General features: G+C 57.4%; 18 protein-coding genes. 9 read left to right on the top strand and 9 right to left on the bottom strand.

Annotated elements, in window-relative coordinates; all coding sequences use genetic code 11:
• Positions 1-114 precede the first annotated feature (114 nt).
• The 4 genes from HFP54_RS17370 to HFP54_RS17355 all read left to right on the top strand — a co-directional run bounded on the left by HFP54_RS17370 (position 115) and on the right by HFP54_RS17355 (position 5,801).
• Positions 115-1,317: an HD-GYP domain-containing protein gene (locus HFP54_RS17370; protein WP_168566136.1), complete on the top strand. Its 1,203-nt coding sequence runs from the start codon at positions 115-117 to the stop codon at positions 1,315-1,317.
• Between the two features lie 263 nt (positions 1,318-1,580).
• Positions 1,581-2,618 (top strand): exonuclease domain-containing protein, encoded by a 1,038-nt coding sequence (locus tag HFP54_RS17365; protein ID WP_168566135.1) that lies wholly within the window; start codon positions 1,581-1,583, stop codon positions 2,616-2,618.
• Positions 2,619-3,216: 598 nt separating this feature from the next.
• A complete protein-coding gene (locus tag HFP54_RS17360) occupies positions 3,217-3,654 on the top strand; it encodes a hypothetical protein (protein WP_168566134.1) in 438 nt (145 codons plus the stop codon).
• A 233-nt stretch (positions 3,655-3,887) separates the two neighbouring features.
• A complete protein-coding gene (locus HFP54_RS17355; RefSeq protein ID WP_168566133.1) occupies positions 3,888-5,801 on the top strand; it encodes a 3-keto-alpha-glucoside-1,2-lyase-like domain-containing protein in 1,914 nt (637 codons plus the stop codon).
• Between the two features lie 23 nt (positions 5,802-5,824).
• Here HFP54_RS17355 and HFP54_RS17350 read toward each other — a convergent pair whose 3' ends face one another.
• The 5 genes from HFP54_RS17350 to HFP54_RS17330 all read right to left on the bottom strand — a co-directional run bounded on the left by HFP54_RS17350 (position 5,825) and on the right by HFP54_RS17330 (position 13,711).
• Complete coding sequence (locus HFP54_RS17350; RefSeq protein ID WP_168566132.1) at positions 5,825-7,285, bottom strand: pectate lyase; 1,461 nt, start codon at positions 7,283-7,285, stop codon at positions 5,825-5,827.
• Positions 7,278-8,492, bottom strand: coding sequence for a DinB family protein (locus HFP54_RS17345; RefSeq protein WP_168566131.1), 1,215 nt, complete (start codon positions 8,490-8,492; stop codon positions 7,278-7,280). Before HFP54_RS17345 ends, HFP54_RS17350 begins: the two co-directional genes overlap by 8 nt.
• Positions 8,493-8,604: 112 nt before the next feature.
• Positions 8,605-11,727 carry an efflux RND transporter permease subunit gene (locus tag HFP54_RS17340; RefSeq protein ID WP_168566130.1) on the bottom strand — a complete coding sequence of 1,041 codons (3,123 nt, stop codon included), beginning with the start codon at positions 11,725-11,727 and terminating at the stop codon, positions 8,605-8,607.
• Positions 11,728-11,730: 3 nt separating this feature from the next.
• Positions 11,731-13,245, bottom strand: a complete 1,515-nt coding sequence (locus tag HFP54_RS17335; protein ID WP_168566129.1) for an efflux RND transporter periplasmic adaptor subunit — start codon at positions 13,243-13,245, stop codon at positions 11,731-11,733.
• Between the two features lie 232 nt (positions 13,246-13,477).
• Positions 13,478-13,711, bottom strand: a complete 234-nt coding sequence (locus HFP54_RS17330; protein WP_146414613.1) for a hypothetical protein — start codon at positions 13,709-13,711, stop codon at positions 13,478-13,480.
• A gap of 69 nt (positions 13,712-13,780) precedes the next feature.
• On the opposite strand from HFP54_RS17330, the gene HFP54_RS17325 reads away from it, so the two are divergent.
• Both HFP54_RS17325 and HFP54_RS17320 read left to right on the top strand, forming a co-directional pair.
• Complete coding sequence (locus HFP54_RS17325) at positions 13,781-13,945, top strand: hypothetical protein (RefSeq protein WP_168566128.1); 165 nt, start codon at positions 13,781-13,783, stop codon at positions 13,943-13,945.
• Positions 13,946-14,252: 307 nt separating this feature from the next.
• A complete protein-coding gene (locus HFP54_RS17320; protein ID WP_168566127.1) occupies positions 14,253-15,167 on the top strand; it encodes a family 43 glycosylhydrolase in 915 nt (304 codons plus the stop codon).
• 17 nt (positions 15,168-15,184) lie between these two features.
• Here HFP54_RS17320 and HFP54_RS17315 read toward each other — a convergent pair whose 3' ends face one another.
• Together HFP54_RS17315 and HFP54_RS17310 are read right to left on the bottom strand one after the other, a co-directional pair.
• Positions 15,185-15,676, bottom strand: coding sequence for a DinB family protein (locus HFP54_RS17315; RefSeq protein ID WP_168566126.1), 492 nt, complete (start codon positions 15,674-15,676; stop codon positions 15,185-15,187).
• Between the two features lie 225 nt (positions 15,677-15,901).
• Positions 15,902-17,248: a Gfo/Idh/MocA family protein gene (locus tag HFP54_RS17310; protein WP_168566125.1), complete on the bottom strand. Its 1,347-nt coding sequence runs from the start codon at positions 17,246-17,248 to the stop codon at positions 15,902-15,904.
• A gap of 309 nt (positions 17,249-17,557) precedes the next feature.
• On the opposite strand from HFP54_RS17310, the gene HFP54_RS17305 reads away from it, so the two are divergent.
• From HFP54_RS17305 to HFP54_RS17295, 3 genes are all read left to right on the top strand, one after another.
• Complete coding sequence (locus tag HFP54_RS17305) at positions 17,558-18,496, top strand: alpha/beta hydrolase family protein (protein ID WP_168566124.1); 939 nt, start codon at positions 17,558-17,560, stop codon at positions 18,494-18,496.
• A 66-nt stretch (positions 18,497-18,562) separates the two neighbouring features.
• A complete protein-coding gene (locus HFP54_RS17300; RefSeq protein ID WP_168566123.1) occupies positions 18,563-19,774 on the top strand; it encodes a sialidase family protein in 1,212 nt (403 codons plus the stop codon).
• Positions 19,775-19,893: 119 nt separating this feature from the next.
• Positions 19,894-21,270, top strand: coding sequence for an alpha-L-fucosidase (locus HFP54_RS17295; RefSeq protein WP_168566122.1), 1,377 nt, complete (start codon positions 19,894-19,896; stop codon positions 21,268-21,270).
• 85 nt (positions 21,271-21,355) lie between these two features.
• Here the strand turns inward: HFP54_RS17295 and HFP54_RS17290 are convergent, their stop codons facing one another.
• Together HFP54_RS17290 and HFP54_RS17285 are read right to left on the bottom strand one after the other, a co-directional pair.
• On the bottom strand, positions 21,356-22,804 hold the full coding sequence (locus HFP54_RS17290) for a DUF6298 domain-containing protein (RefSeq protein ID WP_168566121.1): 1,449 nt from the start codon (positions 22,802-22,804) through the stop codon (positions 21,356-21,358).
• 86 nt (positions 22,805-22,890) lie between these two features.
• Positions 22,891-23,907: an arabinan endo-1,5-alpha-L-arabinosidase gene (locus HFP54_RS17285; protein WP_235951983.1), complete on the bottom strand. Its 1,017-nt coding sequence runs from the start codon at positions 23,905-23,907 to the stop codon at positions 22,891-22,893.
• Between the last annotated feature and the right edge of the window lie 100 nt (positions 23,908-24,007).

Raw genomic sequence — 24,007 nt, 5'->3', positions numbered from 1 at the left:
CCGCAGGAAATCGCCAATAAATCATCGCGAAGCGCCGCAGTTTTGACAGCTTGCCTGTGCGCCACTTTGCCCGATTGCCGATTTTAAGAATTAACCAAAGGGGGTAACTATCGGATGAGTAAGGCTGAGTTTACGGAAATGATCCAGACCGCGGATTTGGAGCTGGGGCAGAAGACCGAGACGGATCTTTATGACTCGGCCGGCGAATTGATGATCGCCCAGGGATCATTGATCACCGGGCTGTTGATCGAAAAGCTGATGCGCAACGGCGTCGAACAGCTGTACACGACGCCCGGTCGTGGCGGCAAAGACGGCAACGCCCCGACCGCCCCAACATCCGCGGATGCGGCCAAAGCCACTGCCCCCGCATCGCCCGCACAAAAGCAAGCGGATGCGGCGATGTCGGCCTACGACGAAATCAAACGGGAACGGACCGCCAAACTGTTCTTCGAAAACGCGGCCATTGTCGACGACCTGCTTCAGCAATACGCCGAAACCGGTCGCGTCGACCTTCGCACCGTCGACCCGGCCATCGAAAACATCGCCGACGAAGTCACCGACGAATCCGACCCGGTCGTCGCCCATACCCTGCTGCGGCAAAGCGATCTGGACCTGACCCGACGGTGCGTCCAGTTTTCCACGTTGGCGATCGGCGTGGGCTTGCGAATGAACTTGGCCCACAAAGACGTCATGGACCTGGGCCGCGCGGCGATGGCGCACGATTGGACTCTGTTCGAATTACCGCCCGACCAACGCTTTCCCCATCAAAGTCGCGACGAAGCCGGCGAAGCGATCTATCGACAGCATCCGCTGCAAAGCGAACAGATGATGGCGGCCGATCCACGGTGTTCCTCGACCTCGTCGATGATCGTCGGCCAGGTTCACGAACGTCTGGACGGAACGGGTTTCCCACGACGTTTGAAAAGTGAATCGATTCACCCGCTGGGACGCATCCTGACCGTGGTGGACACCTATCTGACGCTGACAAGCCCGCCGCCGTCGGCTCCCCGCATCGTTCCCTGTGACGCGGTCGCCTACATCGTCAACGGGATGAGTTCCGGAAAGTTCGCCCCGATCGCGGTGTCGGGGTTACTGGAAACCATTTCGCTTTACCCGCTTGGCAGCATGGTCGAACTGAGCGACGCATCGCGAGTCCGCCCGATTCACACCAACGGTTCCGATTACGGATACCCGATCGTCCAAGACATCGACGAAGCGGGCCGCCAAATCAATCTGAAGGAATCGGAACTGTTCGTGACCCGACCTTTGGTCGTCCAAGAATTCGGCGAAATTCGGATGCCCGAAAGCGTGGCCTGACCCGGTTCTGTCAGCGCGGGCCGTGATCCGATCGGGGCGGGCTCTCCTTCCCGGACACCGCGACGCATACCGCCGATTGGCAGCGGCGCTTCCAGCGGCGACAATCAGGGCATGCCCGCCGCCCGATCCGGAAGATTCGAGCCGGAAAATTCCAGCCGAAAGGCCCGAGTTGGAAGATGCGAGCCGGCGGCAATTTCCCGATGGCGGTCGCGATTGTTTTCAAGTGCCACCGCCGGTTTGCCTGGACCACCGCCGGATCACGGATGGATTTCACCGCTATCGATTTCGAAACGGCCAGCCACCGCAAAGACAGCGCATGCCAATTGGCGGCGGTGCGTGTCAGCGAAGGCAAGATCATCGATTCGGCCAACTGGTTGATCCGCCCGGTCCCGGCGTATTTCAACCCATCGAATATCCGCATCCACGGGATCACTCCCGATCAAGTCGCCGACGAACGGACCTTCGGCCAGCTTTGGCCCGATATCCAACCGTGGCTGAAAGATCAGATCTTGGTGGCCCATAACGCGGCGTTCGACATCGGCGTGTTGCGTGCTTGCCTGCAACAACATCGCTGCGAGATTCCAGAGCTCAGCTTCACCTGCACCCGCGCCATCGCCAAACGCACTTGGCCCGATCGGCGCCGCTACGGTCTGAAGCCGCTGGCCACTTGGCTGGGTGTTGATTTTCGTCACCACGACGCTTTGGAAGACTCCGTCGCCTGTGCCAAAATCCTGTTGGCTGCAGGGATCAGCCGCAAAGCCGAATCGGTGGCGGATCTGGAATCGCGATTGGGACTCGCCCGCGGCGGGGCCGGCCCCTGGGGATATCGCGGGGCAACCACTCAGCGCCGCCGTCGCCGCAGCCGCCAAGCATCCCAAGCGAACGACGCTGCTTTATCCACACCGACGCCATCGCACAGTGAACCGGAAGACACACCCGGCGTCGATTTTCAGCGTCTGCTGATCCGCGCCCAGTTTATTCAGCCGTTGGCGGGACAGCGGATCGTCTTCACCGGTCGCCTGCGCGTCCTGCAGCGTGAACAGGCCGAAAGATTGGCTTGCGAATCGGGCGGCCAGTGCCAAGGCAATGTGAACGGAAAAACCAGTTTGCTGGTCCGCGGATGCCCCGACGAACGAACCGCTGCGGCGGGCCGAACGGAAAGCGTCAAAGAACAAACCGCCCGACAACGCCGCGCCGCCGGCCAGAACATTCGGGTCTTGGACGAAAAAGAATTCTTGGGGCTGATCCTGGGCACCGACACCGTGGGACAGTGGGTCGGCGAGGAATCGGATCAACCGTAGCCCACGAACATGCCCACGATTCGGCATGTCTGCCGCCCCCGACTATGAGCCCCCAAACATGAGTCGCGATGGTGGTGAACATCTAACCCTGTGTCTATCACACCGTGTTACAATCACATCGACGGTGACACATTTTTCCTTACATTTGGCGAATCGTCGCTGGATTGGACCTTGCGAACCGTAACATCACAGGCCAGATTACCCCGTTGTTCATTGGAACCGTATCATTGACTTTGGGCTGGTCAGCGGATCGCAATGTCAACCGCCCCTGCTTGTCGGGATGGTCGAAGTGCTGTTTGGCGATTGAGCGGAAAATCGCACACATGCTTCGCTAAAACGAAATAGCATTCGGGGACGCGGAATGGATTCACTTTTCGGGTGATGGATCGCTAGGTGATCGCTGTAGGTCTCTGCAAGGAATGATCACTTACACATGTTTGTTGGACGCACATTCAATCCGAACGCCGTGTCATGCGTGATGCACGGTGGTTTAACCCATCCGCGGGGATTGAACGCCTATTCATCATCGACGGTGCGTCCGTACCACCCCTACCGCGGATCTCATATCACACATTGTAAAAAAGAGAACCTTCATCGAATGAACGATCTGAATGGTTTGCTTGAGTCGGCGCTGGACGAGTCGCAAAGAGAATCAACCACCCAAACCAAAGTGGAAAAGCCCCAATTGAGTAAAAGTGAAAGAGTTCGGCTGTATCTGAAACAGCATCCCGGTGTGCGAAACAAAGACGTCGTCGCCGCATTGTCACACCACGGCGTGAAGGCCGCCGACGTTGCCAACGTCAAAGCCCAGCTGAAACGCAAAGCGGAAAAGAACAAAGGCAAATCCGAACCGACCGCCGCAAAGTCCGCTCCTGTCGCTGCCGAAACCGGCGCCCCGGCCGATTCGTCCAACTCCATCGACGCCACCGTCGGTCTGGATGTTCTGGAATTGGGCATGGAGTTCATCCGCAAATCGGGTGGCGTTAATGAAGCCCAACATGTTTTAAACCTGATTCGCCGCATCCGGCAAATTTGAACCATCGCGACGGGCACCGATCGAGCTCCCACCGATCGTGTTGCCCCACATTGAAACGGAATCTGACCGCACGCGACCATCCGGACATCGGAATGGCGGCGTGCGGTTTTTTCGTTGACCCGTCGGGTAAAACGTGGACTCATCCCACGTCGACGCGCCGCGTCGAATATCTTGAAGCGGCCTCCAACGTTTTCATTCCCCGCCCAAGACAGCGTTCTTGCTTCGCCCAGCCCATGACACATTCATCCATGCCACAGCCATCGTTGATGACATCGTTCCCACTGGATCAACCACGCCAAAGACCATGTTCGATTCGCTGGGTCTGGATGCTGATACTGCTGGTCGTTGCCGGCCAGAGTCAAGCGGCGGACACGGCGAAACCAAAACTGATTTTGGATTGTGATACCGCCAACGAAATCGATGACCTGTACGCCATCGTTCGGATGCTGCATCAAGACAAATTCCAGGTCCTCGGGCTGACCTCTGCACAGTGGCTGCACTATCTGGGTGAACCTGATTCGGTCCAGGCCAGCCAGCGGATGAACGAAGAATTGTTGCGACGAATGCGCCGCGACGATTTGCCGACACCGATGGGATCCGAAGAACCGATGGGAAAACCCTGGGGCGGCACCGACCCTAAAGACAGCGCCGCCTGTCAATTCATCATCGAACAAGCCCGGTCCATTCCCGATGACCAATCGCTGATCGTCGTCTGCACCGGCGCCACAACCAACCTGGCGTCCGCTATCCGGATGGCACCGGAAATCGCTGCGAAAATCAAATGCTACTGCATGGGATTTCGCTACGACGAATCGACCGGGGCTTGGAACAAATCCGAATTCAACGTCCGTCGTGATTTGAACGCGGCCGATTTTCTGTTGTCTCATCCCGATGTCGAAATGCACGTGATGACCGCAACGTTGTCGCAAGCGTACAAGTTCGATCAAAAAGATTCCTTCCAACGCCAAAGCCAGATGGGACCGGTTGGTGAATATCTGACCGAGTCCTGGACTCGTCGTTTCCCCGACAGTCAAAAATGGGTGATGTGGGACTTGGCTTTGGTCGAAGCGATGTTGCACCCCGAGATGGCGAACGAAAAACAGGTTCCCGGCCCGCCGGAGAATGGCGGTCGACCGATCTGGGTTTACGACCGTATCGACGTCGACGCGATGCGGAATGACTTTTGGAATACCGTCCAGCGGTTGGGCTATGACGGTACCTGGTCATTCCATCTGCCCGACGGCTATCCGGTATGGCTGGACATCCGAACCCAAGACCTGCAAAACCCCACCGGTTCGCTGCTGTGGAGCGTCGGCAGCGCCGGCCCGATTCAACAAACACGATGGACCGACGACGGGGCCCTGGCATTCGTTCGCAAACGAAAATGGAAACCGGGGGGCGCCGACGTCGCCTATGAATTGGTCGGCGACTTGATCGCCAAGCTGAACGACGATGATTCGATGACGCTGACGTTTGCACAACGGGTGGCCGGCGATGAATCATCAACCACCGAAACGGTCCGCCTGCGTGGAAAGCGGATTCCATTGATGCCGCCCAAACCTGACCTGACCAAAGTGGACTTTGGTGAACCCATCGACCTGCTGAATGGAACCGATTTGTCCGGCTGGGTATTGATCCCAGCGGGAAAGCAAAACGGCTGGCGAGCGGTCGATGGCGTCTTGGTCAACGAAACACCCAAGCAGGACTTCAGCGCTTACGGCGTCTTTGGAAACTTGGTCACCCAGCAGAAATTCAACGACTTTCGCTTGGAACTGGAATACAACGTTCCCGCGGGCGGCAACAGCGGTGTTTATCTGCGTGGGACCTACGAAGCCCAAGTCGTGGACCGCGACAGCAAGATGCAGGGGATCAGCGGTCCCGGTGCAATCTTTGGTCGCATTGCCCCGTCGACCAACGCCGGCAAGCCCGGCGGACAGTGGAACCAGTACGTGCTGACCTTGGTCGACCGACACATCACGGTTCAGCTAAACGGTGTGACCGTGATCGACAATGAACCCTTGGCCGGATGCACCGGCGGCGGCATCGAATCAGACGACACGGCGCCGGGACCGATTCTGTTGCAGGGCGATCATACGTCAGTGAAGTACCGCAAGTTGCGACTGTACCCGGTGGTCCAGAAAGACTGACGTATCGCCGACCGCCCCAACAATCAATTCGGCGCATCCAGAAAGTCAGCAATACGGTTCAAGTGGTCCACGGTGGTCGCCATGCTGATCGACGGCCCTGGATGACGGTGGTACCGCATCGGTTCGTCGACCACCCACGCGCCTCGTGAATCGATCGCGTCCACGATCTTTCGGACTCTTGACGCATTGGCTTCGCGACGACCGATCAATCGATCCAGCCAAGCCTCTCGTGCATCGTCTGTGACCATGCCCCGATCGCTGACTTGATCGTAACGCCGTCGCAATCGATCCGTTCGATCACTGATTTTGAATGCGTAATGCGTCGGCACATCCGAATCGTCATACGTCAAGTTGTACTGGCGATCGAAGTACAGTGGGCGGTTGGTTCGCAGCTCATAGAACCGTGCCAACCTTCCGTCAGACAAACGACTGCTTTGCAAATATTCGATCGCCGGACGAATCGGTTTCAAATACTTTTCGTCCCCGGTCCATTCATACACATCCATTAAGGTGTCGATGACGGCTTGTGATTCCGATCCACTGACCGCGGGCGGTTCAAACTTCCTTGCCCAGATCGGCTGCATCTGCTGGTCGTATTGCTGGGCCCACGCGGGTTGGGGCGACGGTAACTGTGCCAATAACAATGAATCGGCCAAGCGGATCGCGGCATCACGATAGGCCGGATCATCGTAGGTCTCGCTCGCCAAAATCAGCGTCGTCATCAACGTCGACGCCAAGTTGTCGTTCAGCGTATATCGATTCCAGTATTCGCGGTGGCCGGGATATTCGCGTGGCCATTGGTCCGGAAACGATGCTTGGATCGGCGGACGCTTGGCATCGACGGGCCGTTGGCCCATCCAAACTTGTGGAAAACCGCCGTTGTCAAACTGGCCCTGATTCATCAGCCCTTTCAATGCGTCGGTTGTCATGGCGTGAATGCCGGCATCCCGAAAATCGGTTGCACGATCCAGCTGGACCAGAAACCGAATCGATGACTGTGTCTTGTCATCATCCAAGCTTGATTGGTCCTTGCGTTTCTTCGCCGGTGGTTCGGTCCGATATGCCCATTTGACGCGTCGGTCGGAATCGAAATCGATGTGCGCTTGCCAACCACCACTACGCATCTGCCCTTGTCGCAGCGCACCGGCGACGGCCATCGCGGCGTCCAGAAACTGTGGATCCGATGTCGCCAAGTACAGACGCACAAACGCTTCGCCCACCGCGGGCGTCCCTGGCGGCTGCACCCAAACGGTGGCTGTATCCACAACACCTTCGCCCTCACGAAGTTCCAAATCGGACGAATACCGCCAAAGATAACCGCCATGATCGGCGATGTTTTCCGTCAGAAACGTGGTCGCCTGCTTCGCGGTTCGCAATGCCTGTTCGCGCAGCGGATCCGCGGCGCGGGCGCGTCCTGAGGCAACCGACAACCACACGGTCATGGCAATACCAATGACGATCATTTTACGAATCAGGTTACTCATCGGGAAAATCCACCAGTTCGAACTTCGCAATTGTGTTGGTCGTGTGCTCGCCATAGTGCCGCTGCATCTGTTTCATCAACGCCTGCAACGTCGGCCATCGTGACCCCGGGGCCTTGTCCTCCGGTTCAATCCCTTGCAACAAATAGGCGAAACGCCGACAGAAATCACTCACTCGCTGCATCTGCCTGGCCTCTTCAACACCGTCCCATTCGGGATGTGCCGGCGTGTAGTCCGGCGGCATCTGCTTGGGATTTTGATCCATGACGGGAATCTGGATGTCGATCGCGTGATAGATTTGCGAAAAGAACAGCAACTGTCGCCCCATCATGTGTTCGGCGTTCCAGCGAGGCGTATGGGTGCCGTTGGAGGGACGAAAGTTCAACTGCTTGGCCGACAGCTTTGCGAATACCCGCTGCGACTGTTGACAAGCCGCATCCATGGCATCAAAGGGCTCCACCAACGAGGCCTTCATCTTCCACGGCTGGTCGGTCATCCAAAACCACTGCATCGGTTGGTCGCTCAAGCCGCTTGCCGAAACAGCCATCGTGTTATGATCGATCCGGTGTGCGTTTGATCCATCGACATCGCTGGTTCCCGAAGCACTGGGCAAGACCATTCGACGCGGCAAGATCGCTGCGTTGGATTCTTGTCGTGCCCACGCTTGGACTCTTGCCGCATCGTCGGTCGCGACCACCATCACGTCGGGCCGTACATCCTCAGCCAGGTGTTCTTGTACGAATGGCAGCTGATCGCCGGTGACCACCACGATTGTCAAACCATCGGCGTCGATCAAAACCATGCTCTCAGTGGCCTGATCCCCTGATCGACCGCCGGGGCAGCGGACTCGAATCGCGTGGGGACTTGCCGCACCGCTTTGCTCGGCCGGTGTCCACGTGGCCAATGCTTGATTCGGCAGACGATCCAAAACATGGTCGACCGACCGGTCCGCTGTGACGGTGATCCGCCCCGCCGTGGCATCCAGTTGACTCTCCGTCGATCCGGCGTTGACGCTCGCTCTGCCGAGATCGATGTAGACCTCCAGCCCCCAAAACGATTCCACCGAAACGACATCCTTCGGCCAAAGTCGGATGGCCAGGGGATCACCCGACTTCGCGAATGCGGAAGCCGATGGAAACAGCACGGCCAAACACAGACAAACCTTTGCCAGTGGTGGACGATTCGCAATCACGATTTGGGAAGACTTCATTCGACGGGGCTGCCCATGACGGTGGCTGGAAAACACCGGCAACGTTCGGCCGATGTAATTGCGTAGCATACCGGTCACCGGACGCACCGTTGCGCGTCAAACCGAGAAGCGATTACAGGGAAGTTTCCACCGGGACCTCACCAGCGGTATCAAACGGGTTGTCGGACCGATTCCCGCGAATCGCCATCACGGAATAGACCGTGGGGATCACCAGGCACGTCAACAGTGAACTGGTCACCAGTCCACCGATCACCACGGTCGCCAACGGTCGCTGGATCTCCGCACCGTCACTGGTGGACATCGCCATCGGCAGGAATCCCAGGCTTGCCACCAATGCGGTCATCAACACCGGACGCAATCGATCGTCGGCGGCCGACATCGCGGCGTCCTTCGGCAATTCCCCGGATCGACGGTGATTTTCAGCGTCGCTAACCCAAACCAGGCCATTCAGCACCGCGACGCCGAACAACGCAATGAACCCGACTCCGGCCGCAATGCTGAATGGCATTCCCCGCAACATCAGCGCGAACACACCGCCGCTGGCCGCCATAGGCACGCACAGAAAGATCAGCATTGCCAAACGCATCGAGTTGAAACTGGTGTGCAGCAACAGAAAGATCAGCACCAAAACCAGTGGCGTGATCAACAGCAATCGCTTGCTGGCTGATTGCAAGTTTTCAAAATCGCCTCCCCAGCGCAACTCATATCCCGCCGGCAAAAGCACTTGATCACGAATTTGTTGCTTTGCATCGGACACAAAGCTTGCCACATCGCGACCGCGGACGTTGGCGGAAACGAAAGTCCGGCGGCGGCCGTCTTCATGTTCCACCGTCGGCGGTGTTTGTTCCAATGTGATATCAGCCAGTTCCCCCAGCGGGACGACCTGTCCACCGGCGATGGCAACGGGCAACTGCTGCATCTGCGGGACACTGTTGCGCCAATCTTCGTGCAACCGGACACGAATGGGGAAACGCGCACGTCCCTGCAGGATTTCGCCCACCGGCCGTCCTCCCATCGCCGCCACCACGTCCATCACCGCCGCGGCATCGATGCCATAACGTGCCAGACGGTCGCGGCGCGGTCGAATGTTCAACGTTTCCAAGGTGGATTGAATGTCCGCTTTCACATCCGCCGCACCAGGTATTTGCTTCAACACGCGTTCGATCGCCTTTGCCTTGTCGGCCAATACGTCCAAGTTGTCGCCGAATACCAACACGGCCACATCGGCTTTCACCCCGGCAACCAGCTCGTCCACTCGCATTTCGATCGGCTGGGTAAAACCGAACGCCACACCGGGGACTCGATCGGTCAGAACCGCTTCCATTTCTGCAATCAATTCATCACGGGTCTTTGCCGCTGGCCACTGGTCGGGCGGATTCAGCATGACCCACACGTCCGACTGGTGGACGCCCATCACGTCGTTGGCGACTTCGGGTCGCCCCGTTTTGGTGAACACGGTTTTGACCTCGGGGAATTGCGTCAGCTCCGATTCAACGGCCTGTGCCATCTCCCGCGAACCTTCCAGCGACGCACTGGGCAACCGTACGGCTTCCACCAACAAATCGCCTTCGTTCAAACGGGGCATGAATTCCGCCCCCAAGCCAAGAGCGATCGGGATACTGATCAAAAACACCATCAACGCGGTCCCGATGGTCAAAACGGGCCGTCGCAAACACAGCCCCACCAAAGGCAAATAAAACCGTTTGATCCACCGCAGAAACCAAACCTCTTTCTCCTTGGGCGACTTGGGCAACGCGACCGACGCCAAGGCCGGCATCAACGTCATGGACAGAATCAGCGATCCGCCCAGCGCAAAGAGCACGGTCAGCGCCATGGGCCGAAACAACTTTCCCTCGGTGCCTTCCAGCAACAGCACGGGAATGTAGACCACCGCAATGATCAATTCGCCGAACATCGTCGGTCCCCGGACCTCGATCGCCGCATCGCGTATCACGGCCAGCCGATTCATGCCCGTCGCCGCCGTCTCGGACAGACGCCGGACACAGTTTTCCACCATGATCACCGACGAATCGACAATCAGCCCGAAATCGATCGCACCCAGACTCATCAGACTGGCCGAGATCCCCAGGGCCAACATCAAATTGGACGCGAATAGCATCGACAGCGGAATCGCCAACGCCACGATCAGACCGGCCCGGATGCTGCCCAGCATCGCCAATAGGACGATCGCCACCAAAGCGCCGCCTTCGACCAGATTCTTCAAGACCGTTTTCAATGTCCGACCGATCAGATCTTCGCGGTCATAGATGATTTCCAGCTGAACCCCCGCCGGCAACGAATCCCGCAATTCTTCGATACGGTCTTTGACCCGCGCAACCACCTCACGTGAATTCTCGCCGATTCGCATCATCACCATACCGGTCACCGCCTCGCCGCGACCGTCCCGACTGACCGCCCCCTGACGTGGCAGTGGTGCGATGCAAATGCGTGCCACATCGGACAGCAACAATGGCAGCCCCTCATCGTTGCGACGCAAAACAATGTTGCCCAAATCCGATTCGTCGACCAACAATCCTTCGCCTCGCAAGAAGCGTTGCTCTCCGTGGTGCACGATGTAACCACCACCTGCGTTCACGTTGGCATCTTCGATCTTCCGGTAAAGTTCATCCAAACCGATGCCCAGGGACGTCAGCCGGTCGGGATCCGGACGGACTTCGAAGCTTTTGTAAAAGCCGCCCATGCTGTTGATCTCGGTCACTCCGGCGACCTCACGCAGCCGTGGTGCGATCTGCCATTCCAACAGCGTTCTCAGTTCCATCGGCGACTTCGAATCGTCACGCACTTCGAACTGCAGGATTTCGCCCAGAGCGGTCGTCATTGGGCCCAATTCAGGCGGCCCATAGTTTTCAGGGATTTCGGCGGCTGCCGAAGACAACCGTTGGTCCACCTGTGACGTAGCAAAGTAGACATCGGTGCCTTCGTTGAAAACGATCGTGATGACCGACAGCCCGAACTTCGACACACTGCGGACTTCTTCAACGTTGGGCAATCCACCCATCGCCCATTCGATCGGATACGTCACTTGACGTTCGACTTCCACCGGCGGCAAAGAACCGGCCTCGGTCATCACCGTTACCTGAGTGTTGGTCAAATCGGGCACCGCGTCGATGGGCAATTGCAATGCACTGCGCAATCCGGCCAAGGCGACCAGGAAAGTGATGACAAACACCAACATGCGGTGGTGCAACGAGAGTTCGATCAATCGCTTCAGCATCGATCACTCCTCTCCTTCCAACAACAGTTCGCTTTTCAACACGAACGCACCTTCGGTCACCACGGGGTCTCCCGCATGCAACCCTTCGGTGATCTGCACGCCCTGTCGGCCGGTGCGTCCCAACTGTACGCCGACGGCGCGAAAGGATTCCCCGTCACGGACAAACACGCTGGTCGAACCGTCGACGTCGATCACGGCCGATTCCGGTACCACCAATGCCGATTCGATGCGTTGAATCGGTACCGAAACACGGGCAAATTGTCCGGGTCGAAACCATTCGTTGTCGTTGGGAACGGTCAACACCAAGGGAATTGTGCCGGTTTGCGGATCCAGCCGCCGCCCCATGAAATGGACGGTCGCATCGAGTGCTCTTTCCGGCACACTGGTCGGAATTAGCCGCACCAAATCACCGGGTGATACATGGATCGATGCGACATCGTCGTCACGAATGTCTGCACGCACCCACAATCGCGAAGTGTCGGCAATGACAAACATGGGCTGCCCCGCCGTGACGCGTTCGGTCGGTGCGAACCGCCGCTCCTGGACGACGCCGTCGATGGTGCTGCGAAGCACCAATCGGGAAAGATCACTGCCATCGGCATCGCCCGTTTCATCATCACCGGTTTCGTCAAAGCTGCTTCCTGTTTTTGGCTGGTTCAAGTCGGACGATCGCTGTGGCATCTGTCCGGTCAAATTCGCCACTTGCTGGGCCGCCAGTTCGACCGACCGCTGCGCAGCCTGATAACGAACCGTTGCATCGCGAGCCGTTTGTTCAACCTCAAAGCGTGCGGATTCGATAGCTGCGCTCAACGCTGCGGCCGCTTGGTCCACCGATGCTTGCCGTTGCTGAACGACCCGGCCGCTGACCGCCCCGGATTGGCCGATATTGCCCGCCGACCGTGCCAGCCGATCGGCCAGCAACCACTGGCTGTACTGCATCAGCAAGTCGCCACGGTATTGCCCCAGCGTGACATCCTGCATCTCCGCTTTGATCTGTTCGATTGCCTGGCGCTGCTCGATTCGTTCGATCAACTGCAACGTTCCCGATCGGATGGTTTGTTTCCAATCGCTTTCATTGGATGCCAATTCGGCATCGTCCAAACGACGCAGCCATTCATTGCGTGCTTGACCGATCGCGGGGCTGCGAAAGACCGCAATGACCTGCCCCGACTTTACGTCGTCACCGGGTTTGACCCGGATCGATTCCAAGATGCCGTCGGTCGGCGCGTTGATCGCCACGTGCAGCGATTGATCGTATTCGAACCTGGCGGGGTAAGTCCGCGTGACGATCAATTCGGTGGGCTGAAGTGTCTGGATCTGAATCGCCGCGGCCGCCATCTTTTTGGCCGTCAATCGAACCAGACTTCCTTGAACAACCTCGGTTTCGTCCGACGCATCATCCGACTCCGATGCGGATGGCGTCTGTGACGATGGACTTTGGTCTTGCCAATAGGCGGTAAACGCCAACAGGCCGCCGACGCCAATCATGGCAACGGCAATCCAGTGGTGGATCTTCATAGCGGTGGAAAAAATTTTCGCTTGGGAAACACACCCACGGAAACATGATCGCAAAACGAAACCTGTTTCCGGCCAGGACCAAGTTCACCGATCCGCGATGACATCAAGCGTGATGTGATCGATTCGTTCGATGACGAATCGTTCAACCATCCCGCTGATGGACCAAGCGAATTCGGCGGTCCAAGGGTGCTGAGATACCGATCAACAACAGCAATTCAATGCGTCGAATCGGTTAACACCTTGCGATACAAAGCACCGCGCAAGGGCGACCCAAGAAACGTGTTTTGTCAACGCGATGCTGACCGCCGCGGATCACATCGCCGTGTCCACGGACCAAGCCGTTGGACAACACCGGGGCAATCGCCAAACCAATCATGTCCAGCGATTCGGTGGCGTTCACACCGCCCCCCAATCCGGCCATCACGTTTCCGCTGACGTGACGACTGAACATCGGAATGCTGGGCATCGATTCATCAATCGGATCATCGTGCGACGAATTCGATGGGGCGCACGGCGCCGGCCAAACCCAGTGAACATGCCGACATGCATCATCGGACAAGTCGTGGTGACGTTGCGTCAAATGATCATGAAGACGAAACGCAACACCGACGTGTTGATGATCGTGAACAACGGGCACGGGTACATGCATCTGGCACAGCAAGACCGTCAAGACGATCGGCCATTTCGAAAATGCTGGTGAAAATTGATGCATGATTGCGCCATTGCGAAAGAACGTGCGACATATTGTATCTGAACGGTGATTTGAAATTCAGCCCAATCGGGCATGGTTTGTCCGACATTTTCTGTTTCGACTTGCCAGCAAATCACCGCCGGTGCTTGTCCAAAATTCTGCTCTTGTCTGTTCGCGTCGATTCCCCAGGATTGGCTTTCCGTCCCGCCTTCTCTGCCGATCCGTCACCCGAACTCCTTCACCCCCTGCCATGCTCCAGCAATCTCGGCCAGTTCATTCGGTACTTGTCGGCTTCATCCTCGTCCTGTGTTGTTCAATGTCCGTCGTGGTGGCCGATTCCGCCGAAACGGAAAGCCAGAACACTTCGAAGACCGATTCCCCCGCGGCACCCCCGAACAATCCGCTGCGGGTCAACGGGCATCCGTTTTATGCTGCCGACCCGTCGGTCATCATCGGCGACGATGGACGTCTGTTCCTGTACCCTACGACGGACAACAAGGATTGGGACCAACAAAAAGGTTGGTCCTGCTATTCAACCAACGACTTGGTCAACTGGACCGACCACGGGACCATTTTTTCCGACAAGGATTCTCGCTGGGGAACCCACAAGGCGTGGGCACCGGACATCACCAAGAAAGACAACAAGTACTACCTGTTCTATTACTTCAACAACGGCGGTAAAGGCCGACAAGGCATCGGCGTCGCCGAAGCGGAATCCCCCGAAGGTCCGTTCACCGAATTGACCGATCGCCCGTTGGTCCGCGGCCACGACCCGGCCATCTTGAACGACGACGGCGTTTACTGGCTGTACCTGCAAGACCGCGTCTATCAACTGGGGGACGACATGAAGTCGATCGTCCAAGGCCCGATCGACCTGAATCTGGAATACCGTCCCGACCGCTTCGAAGCCGCCTACGTCTTCAAACGTTACGGCACGTATTACTTCACGATCGCGCGTGGTTGGAACAACCTGATCTACTACACCGGATCCAGTCCGCTGGGACCGTTTGAATTCCGCGGCGAATTCATGAAACCCTACGGCGGCAACAATCACCACAGCATCATCAAATACCGTGGCCGCTGGATCCTGTTTTATCACCAGTGGATCAACGACGATCCGAAACACCAGCGACAGCTTCGCGCCGAATACCTGGACTTCGACGTTGACGGCAGCATCCGAATGGTCCAGCCGACCCGCGAAGGCGTCGATCTGACGGATTTGCTGCCCTGATCGATACTCCCCAACGATCAGCCGCCGTACAGCAGCGGTGTTTCCACGCCGTTCATCCGCAAGTACACCAACAAGTGGCCGCGGTGGTGAGCGACGTGCGAGATTTCAAACATCTGAAATGTCTCGTAACGTGACATCGTCATCAGGGTTTGTCCCCCCGCTTTCAACGACCAATCGGCGTCCAGAGATTGAACGTCGAAACTTGCCAAGGCCGTCCGAGCCTCTGCAACGTTCTTGTCCAACGCGTTCATCGCGTCGGCCATCGTCGCCATCTCGGGCGTCTCATGCGGCGGACCGTCCGGCGGAGCAACATCGAATTCGTCGGCTTTCAAGATGATCTCGGCCCAGCTTGGGACATCGACCAAATGGCTGACGTTCCAGCGAACCGATCGCATCGTCGGGCTCGCCTGATAGTCCAGCAACGCATCGGTAACAACGTCCAAGACCTGACGCGTCCGCGCGATCTCGTTTTCAAACTGTTGGGTCATCAGACTGCGAATATCGCTCACGGTGGACTCCCATGATCCAAGGGTCGGCTTCGATGTGTCGGCCCTATCTGACGCATTCGATAGGAAAGCTTCCGCCATGAGCCCAGCAAGGTATCACGTTCGCGATGCCGAGTTGGATCCGCGACATAGCGGAGACTTGATGAATTTTTGACGAAGACGCAAAGTCGATGACCATGCCCCGCGATCAGTCCGCCCACCGAATCGCGGGTCGCTGGAAACAAAAGATCAAACGTCCTGCGCCGTCGGGTGTTCCCAGTCGCCGCGATAGGGACGCGCCAATTGCTGGTTCGCTTCGTCGTCATCGATCACCCGACCTGCGTCGGCATCCCACGCCAGCGAACGTCCCAATCGCATCGACAGATTGGCCAACAGACAGCACGCCGTCGACGCATGACCTTCGGCAATATCGGCAACCGGACGACGGCCTTCACGACGCGCTTCGACAAAGTCCTGCATGTGACGACGTGTGGCGGGTGCGGCGAACATCTCCGTTTCTTTGTGCTGTTGGTCTTCGGGATATTGTTCGCTTTCATCCACCCAGTCACCGTGTTCCGCTTGGCCACGTCCTTTCGGAATGAAATCATAGGAACGTACGCTCAGCTTCAACGTTCCCTTGTCGCCGTACAGCGTCGCACCCCAGGAATAATCGGGTTCCGGATTGGTGCCCCAGTTTCGCTGGTTCCAAGTCACTTGGACGTCGCCGAAATCAAACAAAGCGTTTTGTGTATCGTGAAGATTGACGTTGGAATCCGGCGGTAACATGTACCGGCCGCCGGTCGCGGCGATCGTCTTGGGCATGCCCAGATCCAGGAAGTATCGCACGACGTCCAAGAAGTGCACGCACAAATCGCCGGTCTTGCCGTTGCTGAATTCGCCACAGGCACGCCAGCGTCGCGGATGGATGCCGGGGTTATAGTCGCGCCAAGGTGCCGGCCCGACATAGCGATCCCAATCCAAGTTTTCCGGCGGTGCTTGCGTTGCGGGAAAGTCGCGTGGCCCGCCACCATAAGCATGCACATCGACGTAGGCGATCTTGCCAAGCTTGCCACTGCGAATGAATCGATCACGCGCTTGCAACAGGTGGGGTGTGCTGCGTCGTTGCAGCCCGACTTGGACGGTCCGGTTGTATTTCCGCGCCGCGGCGACCATCGCCTGGCCTTCGGCGACATCCCAGCTGATCGGCTTCTGCACGTACACATCCGCACCGGCACGACAAGCATCGATCATCGGCAAACAGTGCCAGTGGTCGGGCGTCCCGATCAACACCACATCGGGCTTGTGTTTCGACAACAAGTCTTCGTGCTTCCCGTAGGTCGGCGGAACCTTGCCCGACGGATGTCGTTGGGAGACCAGTTGTGCGGCTTCCTCGGCCATCTTGGAATCAACATCGCAGATGCCCACGACTTCGACCGGCGCGACTTGGATCAAATGAAACAAATCGGTTTTGCCATACCAGCCCGAACCGATCAGCCCGGCTCGGATCGGGGTATCACCCGCTGCGGCGTAAGCGGATGACTGCACGGCGGCCAGCAACGCGGCGGCGGTGGACGCAAGAAACTCTCTTCGACGCATCTTCGTATTCTCGTCAGGGGAACAGGACGGTGTGAAAACGAAGTTAGCCGAATCTTGCCGGGGTCGGGGCGGCCGAGCCATCGATTTCGCAAAATTAGGGAAGCGAAAGATGCGAGTCGCCTGTCCCAGTCCACTGAACACGGGGGGCGCCGATCGTCGGATCCGCCCACTGACGCGATACGGGGAAAAAGTCAGGTCGATTTAATTTACCGCCGCCCCGCAAGTGAAGTAAAACCAATCGCTGATCGACGGACAACAAACGTCCATCTGACCCGACCGGATTCCATTCAAAGTCGCACCGAGTTGCCGATGAAGTTTTGCCGCCTGTTTGTATTCGCATTGTTTGTCGGCTTGGCATTGGAAACCGTGGCTGGCGATGACAGCCCAGGGCACCGCGACGCACAATTGAAAACGGAATCAGCAAAAGTCCTTGAACCACCGGCACTGTCGACCGGACCTGCCACCGCGGGACGTCGTGTCGCGGTCCATGCCCCGGAATTTGCAGACACGGACGTCGTTCACCACGTGTATTTGCCCGACAACTGGCGTCCGGACGGCCCGCCGTTGCCCATCATTTTTGAATACACGGGCAACCGGCATCCACCGACCGGTTCGACCGGCGACCCCAAAGACGCAGTATTAGGGTTCGGGATTTCCGGTGGCCGTTTCATTTGGGTCACGCTTCCCTACATCGACCATTCTGGCCAACGCAACGCACCGAATTGGTGGGGCGACATCGATGCGACCGTTCACTACGCGAAGCTCAACGTGCCACGCATCATCCGCCGTTTCAACGCAGATCCGGATGCCGTGTTCCTGTGTGGTTTCTCGCGCGGTGCGATCGGCGTCAGCATGATCGGTCTGCATGACGATGAAATCGCTGGCCTTTGGACAGCCTTCGCTACGCACGATCACTTCGACGGCGTCCGCCAGTGGCGTGGCACCGATTGGGGTTCGCCACTGGCCGACTATCGCAAAGAAGCAATACGCCGAGTCAAACGCGCCGGAAATCGCCCGTGGTTGGTCAGCCAGAACGGAAACATCGATTTAACGAGAGACTTTTTACAAGCCTCACTTCCTCAGACCGATCACTTCACGTTCTTACCCGTCAACACCCGCGATGCCCTTGGCGAATTCCCCAATGCATTGGCCAAGGCCGCACACACCGACGCTTGGCTGTTAAAACCTAGTCGCTATCGCACTTCGGTTTGGAACTGGGTCAACGATGTTCTGAATCCAACCGACTAGTTGACGCAGTTCGCCTGACCGGTGCCCCGTCTCCTTAGCTTGATCTTCCCGCCAACGGTCCCCGCCATGTTTCGCAACTCGTTTCATTCTGCTTTGGTTCGCCGATCCCCCGTCAACGAAAATCTGTTTCGATTCGGGTTGGCATTTGTTTTGATTACCTTCGCCACATCCCACGCTTCCAAAGCCAGCGCGGACGATGGCACGCCAGCGGAATCGAAACCGCCACGTGGCGAAGCGATTTTCCAAGCCGGCGAATCGGGTTACCACACCTTTCGTATCCCGTCGCTGTGCGTCGCGACCGATGGCACGGTGATCGCGTTATGCGAAGGACGCTTGGCCGGTCGTGGCGACAGCGGCAACATCGACTTGGTTTACAAGCGTTCCACCGACGGCGGTGTCACCTGGTCGGACCTGCAGGTTTTATGGGACGACCAGTCGAATACTTGTGGTAATCCGTGCCCAGTTGTCGATCGGCAAACAGGCAAAATCAGCCTGTTGCTGACATGGAACCTTGGCCGTGATACCGAACGTGAAATCATCCGGCAAACCAGTGAAGACACTCGCCACGTATACCTCAGCCATTCGCTGGACCACGGTCTCACTTGGACCACGCCGACCGACATCACCGATGATGTGAAATCAGACACCTGGACTTGGTACGCCACTGGCCCGGGCAGCGGCATTCAAATCAAGCACGGCAAGCATGCCGGGCGACTGGTCATCCCGTGCGACCACATGGAAGCGGAAACGGAACACAAGTATTCGCACACGATCTATTCGGACGACAACGGTAACACTTGGCAGGCAGGCGAACGCACCCCCAAACGTGACGTCAATGAATGCGAAGTCGTCGAATTGTCCGGCGGTCGATTGATGCTGAACATGCGGAACTATGACCGCAACCGAACCACACGACAGATCGCCATCAGTGACAATGGAGGCGAAAGCTGGTTCGACCAGACGTTTGCACCGGAGCTGGTCGAACCGATCTGTCAAGCCGCTACGGAGCGTCTGCGTTGGCCCCACGATGATCAACCCGGCACAATTCTGTTCAGCAATCCGGCCAGTGCCGACAAGCGGGTCAACATGACGCTTCGCGCCAGCCATGATGAAGGAGCGACTTGGCCGAAGCAGATCGTTCTGCATTCCGGCCCGAGCGCCTATTCGGACCTGGCCGTCTTGTCGGACCAAACCATTCTGTGTCTTTACGAAGCCGGAGAAAACTCGCCCTACCAAGCGATCTATTTGGCTCGCGTCGCGTCCAATGAGTTGGATTGACAGGACGACACTCGCGTCGAATTGACGCACGCCCCCACTTTTCGCTTCGGTCGGATACGATGGCCGAAACACGGTCCCCCCGCCTTGCATTCCCTCCTGCCAAGACGAACTGAATTGCCATGAAATCGTCACGCCTTCCATTGCGCCTTCGCATCCTGGTCGCCTTCCTTGTCGCCGTCCTGCTGGCCGGTGGTTCGATCCCGTCAACAGCCGCATCCCCCGATGATTCTCGCATGGATTGGTGGCGGGACGCCCGATTCGGGATGTTCATCCACTGGGGACTGTATGCCGTACCGGCGGGCAAGTACGACGGGAAAGAAGTGAAAGGAATCGGCGAATGGATCATGAGCCGTGCGAACATCCCACGTGCACAATACGAAAAGTTTGCTCCCCAATTCGACCCCCAGCAATACGATGCCGATGCGTGGGCCCGCTTCGCGAAATATGCGGGCATGAAGTACATCGTCATCACGTCCAAACACCACGACGGATTCTGTTTGTTTGATTCCGCGGGCCAATACGACGTGGTGGATGCGACCCCGTACGGCAAAGACATTCTGGCCGATCTACGCGACGCATGCGAACGTCACGGTGTGAAGTTCTGCACCTATTATTCGATCATGGACTGGCACCACCCGTCTCAAAAACCGGCCAAGATGAACAACGGGCGTCCCGTCTGGAACCCGACCCAAATGATCGACGGACAAAAACAACAATACGTCGATTACATGAAAGGGCACTTAAAAACACTGGTCGAAGACTATCGGACGCACGTACTGTGGTTCGACGGCGAATGGCCCAGTTGGTGGACCGACCAGGATGGTCAAGAACTGTATCAATGGCTGCTGGAATTGAACCCCGAACTGATCGTCAACAACCGCGTCGGTGCTGGTCGCAAAGGAATGTCGGGCTTCACCCAAGATGGTTCGTTTGCCGGCGACTTCGGCACCCCGGAACAGGAGATTCCCGCAACCGGCGTCGACAGTGACTGGGAATCCTGCATGACCATGAACGACACCTGGGGATTCAAAACGTCCGACAAGAACTGGAAAAGCAGCCAGCGGCTGATCCAAAACTTGATCGACATCACCAGCAAAGGAGGCAACTATTTGCTGAACATCGGCCCCAAGGCGGATGGAACGTTTCCTCAAGCCAGCGTCGACCGGTTGCGTGCCATTGGCCAATGGATGAGCGTCAACGGAGAATCCATCCACGGCACCCAGGCCGCACTCTTCCGACCCGGCTGGGGCCGCGTGACACGCAAAGACGGCACGCTGTACTTGCACGTGTTTGATTGGCCCAGCAATGGCAAACTGACCATCCCAGCGTTGTCTAACGAAGTCCGGCGTGTCTCGCTGTTGGCATCTCCGGAAACGACATTGAATTTGAAACGGGATGGTCAAATGATGGTCATTGACCTGCCTTCGACGGCGCCCGATGACATTGCCAGCGTGATCACCATCGACACCAAAGGCGAACCAGCCTTGGCGCAATAGTCCGATCCGTTACACGGCGGCATGCAGACCAAGCCTGGCCTTCCCGCCAATCGGCGAATCCCGTCGCTGCATTCGCTTTTCATGCCTAGCGGTGGGCCTTGGTCACCAGCAACACTGTCGCTCCCGATCGGGGCGACGTCACGGTGATCGCTCCGTCGGCGGCCTTGGCCTCCAAATCGCCGAACGGGACTCCGGTCACCGGATCGATCCACTGAACATGCCATCGCCCGCGGCCGGTTTGGACCGTGGTGGCCCGTGCTTTCGGTTGAAAGACGACCCAAGTGTGGCCGGGATCAGCCAGACAAAACCCGGTGGATGCCGATTCGGACTGGGGGCGCAGCGTGGCCAGATCCAAGCGTTCGCACAAACGCCTAGCGGCCCCCATCGCCGACCGAGTGTGATCCCATTTCGGGTCCGGGGTCTTGGGTGATCCCGCACGGAAATCCAAATACTCATCCATCAAGATAAAGTGGTTGCCTCGCGTCAGGTTGTTCCAGACCCAATCGGGGTCGTACCGCAGCGCCCGGCAATGATCCGTGTCCACCACCATGACCTTTTCGCCGTCAGCGGCCGGCGGATTTCCCATCCATATCGCACCCGCGGGACTGATCCAATCGGCGTCGCTGCCCATCAGTTTTTTTGTCCCCAACGGCGCTCCCGTCATGCCGATCAAGTGCTGCTTCGGTTTGTGTGATTCATATTCACGAACGAAACGAATCATGTGATATTGGAATTCTTTGGAGGGCATCGGTAACTCGTTGCCGATTTCCCACAGTACGTTGTCAAAATCATTCAACGTATCGATCACTCGACGGACATGAGCCTTTTGCAGGTTTGTCACGGCAGGGTCTGCCAACGTGTGCAAATCGTGGCCGGTATCGCTTCCCGAACGATCGCCATTGATCCCGTTGACGTTGTTGGCCTTATGAAAAGGATTGCCGTGCCAGTTGTTTCCGCTGTTGGCCGATGCCGGTCTTTTCTTGACACTGAACCCTTGAAAAAACATCACGCTGACATAAATGCCGCGTCGCTGGGCCTCTTGCACGCGGTTTCGCAGACGTCGAAAAAACGCCTCGTTGAATTTGGTCAGGTCAAACTTGGGTTTGCCGTCCAAGGCATTCCCGGGACCGGTGCGTTGATAAATCGATGGCGTATAGCGAATGGGTACATCAGCATCGACAAACTGCATCCATTGGGCGTGCTCCCACACCCACAGCCGCAGAAAGTTGTGACCGTGCCGGTGCATAAAATCCAGGTATCGCGGGTAATCAAAATCTGGTGTTTCCCCCTCGATCCCGCGTTCCTGCAGCGTTGCCCACGTGTGCGATCCGGTCAGCCAAACGGCGCGTCCATCAGGTGTGGAAAAGAATCGAGGGTTCGATCGATGCACCGTCAAGGGGCCCATCGACGCATGAACAATCGCGGGATCTGCCGATTGCCCCGTAACGGTCGAATCGCTGCCGAGCGTGCCGCAAACGATTATCGCTGCGATGCAAACCAATCGAATCCACTCCCCGCCATAATCTTGATTCATTGATACACTTTCTCGGTTTGCTTTCTTGGAATGCCAGTGCGGCTTGCGCCATCAACAACTTTCGTTGATGAAACGATACTAGCCAATCACTCGAACGAACCGGTCAGCGGTTGTCCCACTTTTGGCCAACCGTCGGCCGTCCAGTTCATCGGGCGAATTTGAAGAATTCGATGGGCGTCCAGATGCTGCATATCATAGGTGTGGTGGACCATCCACTGGCCGTCGTCGGTGGTTAAAACGCTGTTGTGCCCCGGCCCTCGATATCGCTGGGAACTGGACAAGATGATGGTGCCACCGCCATCGGACATTGGACGTCCGTCAACATCGACGTAGGGTCCCAACGGATTGGTGGATCGGCCGACGACGACTTGATAGTTGCTTTTGGCACCATCACAACATCGGCCCCAGGATGCAAAAAGGTAATAGTATCCGTCACGAAAGATCACGAACGGGGCTTCAATCGCGTGGGCCCGATGTCGGGGTCGTGCGGCGATCGGAACCATTTCCGCATTCGCCGGCGGCTTCCCCGTTTCGGGATCAATCGCCACCGCCTTTAATCCAGACCAGAACGATCCGAAAAACAGAAACCAGCGTCCTTTCTGGTCGACCACCAGTGCCGGGTCGATCGCATTGTAATGACCACGCCCGGGATGAGATTCGATCACCTTTCCGTGATCCACCCAATGATATTCGGGGTCACTTGGATCGATCGAGCGGTTCGTTGCCAAGCCGATGACCGATCGCTGGCTGCCAAAACTGGACACGCAGTAGTACAGATAATACTGGCCATCGTGGAAAGTCAGATCGGGGGCCCAAATTGCCTTCGATTTCGGCACTTCTTTCTTCGCCCACGCTGGCACATCCTGTTGAAAGATACGCCCAAGTCGGGTCCACGATTTCAAGTCACGCGAATAGGACAGATTGATTCCTCGCCCCGTGGAGACCACGTAGTAGCCTTTCTCGGATTTCGCATTCGTCGCGAACACAATCGTCGGGTCCGCCCCACCAGACAAAACCGTCTCCGCTCCGAACGAAACCACGGAACGCGACCAAGGAAACCCAAAAGAAATCAGGACAAGCGATAAAACAGCAGCGCGGCACATCGATGAATCAGTCGATCATTTGACTTGGAATGCAAGACAGGTCGTCACGTGTCTTCGAATCGGTTCAGGCGGAAAACCACTAGTCGGACGCCAGGACCGG

The sequence above is a fragment of the Crateriforma spongiae genome, assembly GCF_012290005.1.
Taxonomy (GTDB): domain Bacteria; phylum Planctomycetota; class Planctomycetia; order Pirellulales; family Pirellulaceae; genus Crateriforma; species Crateriforma spongiae.
The sequence above is the reverse complement of the archived record's forward strand: the minus strand, read 5'-3'. Positions and strand labels throughout refer to the sequence as shown.

What these genes read in the sequence shown, in the direction of transcription:
- HFP54_RS17370 (WP_168566136.1), top strand. Translation starts at nt 115, where the DNA reads ATGAGTAAGGCTGAGTTTACGGAAATGATCCAGACCGCGGATTTGGAG.
- HFP54_RS17365 (WP_168566135.1), top strand. Translation starts at nt 1,581, where the DNA reads ATGGATTTCACCGCTATCGATTTCGAAACGGCCAGCCACCGCAAAGAC.
- HFP54_RS17360 (WP_168566134.1), top strand. Translation starts at nt 3,217, where the DNA reads ATGAACGATCTGAATGGTTTGCTTGAGTCGGCGCTGGACGAGTCGCAA.
- HFP54_RS17355 (WP_168566133.1), top strand. Translation starts at nt 3,888, where the DNA reads ATGACACATTCATCCATGCCACAGCCATCGTTGATGACATCGTTCCCA.
- HFP54_RS17350 (WP_168566132.1), bottom strand. Translation starts at nt 7,285, where the DNA reads ATGAGTAACCTGATTCGTAAAATGATCGTCATTGGTATTGCCATGACC.
- HFP54_RS17345 (WP_168566131.1), bottom strand. Translation starts at nt 8,492, where the DNA reads ATGAAGTCTTCCCAAATCGTGATTGCGAATCGTCCACCACTGGCAAAG.
- HFP54_RS17340 (WP_168566130.1), bottom strand. Translation starts at nt 11,727, where the DNA reads ATGCTGAAGCGATTGATCGAACTCTCGTTGCACCACCGCATGTTGGTG.
- HFP54_RS17335 (WP_168566129.1), bottom strand. Translation starts at nt 13,245, where the DNA reads ATGAAGATCCACCACTGGATTGCCGTTGCCATGATTGGCGTCGGCGGC.
- HFP54_RS17330 (WP_146414613.1), bottom strand. Translation starts at nt 13,711, where the DNA reads ATGCCCAGCATTCCGATGTTCAGTCGTCACGTCAGCGGAAACGTGATG.
- HFP54_RS17325 (WP_168566128.1), top strand. Translation starts at nt 13,781, where the DNA reads ATGCCGACATGCATCATCGGACAAGTCGTGGTGACGTTGCGTCAAATG.
- HFP54_RS17320 (WP_168566127.1), top strand. Translation starts at nt 14,253, where the DNA reads ATGTCCGTCGTGGTGGCCGATTCCGCCGAAACGGAAAGCCAGAACACT.
- HFP54_RS17310 (WP_168566125.1), bottom strand. Translation starts at nt 17,248, where the DNA reads ATGCGTCGAAGAGAGTTTCTTGCGTCCACCGCCGCCGCGTTGCTGGCC.
- HFP54_RS17305 (WP_168566124.1), top strand. Translation starts at nt 17,558, where the DNA reads ATGAAGTTTTGCCGCCTGTTTGTATTCGCATTGTTTGTCGGCTTGGCA.
- HFP54_RS17300 (WP_168566123.1), top strand. Translation starts at nt 18,563, where the DNA reads ATGTTTCGCAACTCGTTTCATTCTGCTTTGGTTCGCCGATCCCCCGTC.
- HFP54_RS17295 (WP_168566122.1), top strand. Translation starts at nt 19,894, where the DNA reads ATGAAATCGTCACGCCTTCCATTGCGCCTTCGCATCCTGGTCGCCTTC.
- HFP54_RS17290 (WP_168566121.1), bottom strand. Translation starts at nt 22,804, where the DNA reads ATGAATCAAGATTATGGCGGGGAGTGGATTCGATTGGTTTGCATCGCA.
- HFP54_RS17285 (WP_235951983.1), bottom strand. Translation starts at nt 23,907, where the DNA reads ATGTGCCGCGCTGCTGTTTTATCGCTTGTCCTGATTTCTTTTGGGTTT.